Origin of the sequence: Pseudanabaena sp. 'Roaring Creek', assembly GCF_001402795.1 — a bacterium.
Classification (GTDB): Bacteria; Cyanobacteriota; Cyanobacteriia; order Pseudanabaenales; family Pseudanabaenaceae; genus Pseudanabaena.
The window spans coordinates 1-892 of sequence record NZ_LIRE01000626.1 but is presented as its reverse complement, the minus strand read 5'-3'; the positions used below and the strand labels follow the sequence as shown (position 1 = coordinate 892).

The following is an 892-nucleotide window of genomic DNA, read 5'->3' as shown; positions in this document are numbered from 1 at the left end:
GAAGTCTCGGCTTGGGAAAATCGCAGGAATTCTCTCTCTTGTAAAGTCAATTGGCAATTTACTACTGCTGATGCTCGCATTAAATTGCTTCGCCTCTACCCGTCAATAATTACTTGACTGCCTACTAGGGTGATTGATTTTAAAAAGTTTGCTAATTCTGAGGCTCATGGCTTTTGGTTTCGCGATTCTCGTGGGTCTAATGATTTTAAAGATGCCAAAACCTTTGCGATCGTCGGGACTCCTTGCGCCAATATTGCCATGCTTCGTGCGGATTATGTGGCGATGACGGGGTTACATCCTGTGGATAAAGATCCTGCTTTTGCGACGTTTGTCGATCGCCATATTTTGGCAACGGTAACGCAGTGTTTTGGCAGGAAAACAGGCGATCGCTTTAATCAGGGTGACAAGATTTATTTCTTATCAGATTTTGATCTGGGTGATATCCCCCATACGCTCATCAAGTCTGGTGATATCACTCCTGATGCGATGTCTAATTTGGAGCTGCTACAACTCAAGGTATCTCAGGTGATTAATGCTGTTACCGATGGTGGGTTTGACTTGCTCAATGCATCAGAACGTCAGTTATGTGACTATTTTGGAATTAAGCGTGGAGTGTTGCTTTACCATTTTGATTGGATCAAACCGTTATTAGATAATTTATATAACCAATTGATCCATAGTTTTAATGAAAAGCTGCATTCTTTTACTGAGCTTTCTGATTTGGAATTGGTTGATCTTTGGGCTGGTGTAACTGAGTTGTTTTTGAGTGATAATCTGCCGATAAAAGATACTTTGGTTGGTGTTTTTGAGTTCTTTTCAGAACATATTCCAATCTATTTACATAGCCATGTTCTGGCGAGCCTTTCTAATCATGCTCGTCATAGGTTGTTTT

The 892-nt window shown here is 40.8% G+C and carries 2 pseudogenes; both read left to right on the top strand.

Annotation, left to right across the window (positions count from 1 at the left end):
* Positions 1-117: pseudogene (locus tag AC805_RS24845) on the top strand (IS630 family transposase); the annotation flags it as partial.
* Positions 118-129: 12 nt separating this feature from the next.
* Positions 130-892: pseudogene (locus AC805_RS16855) on the top strand (hypothetical protein); the annotation flags it as partial.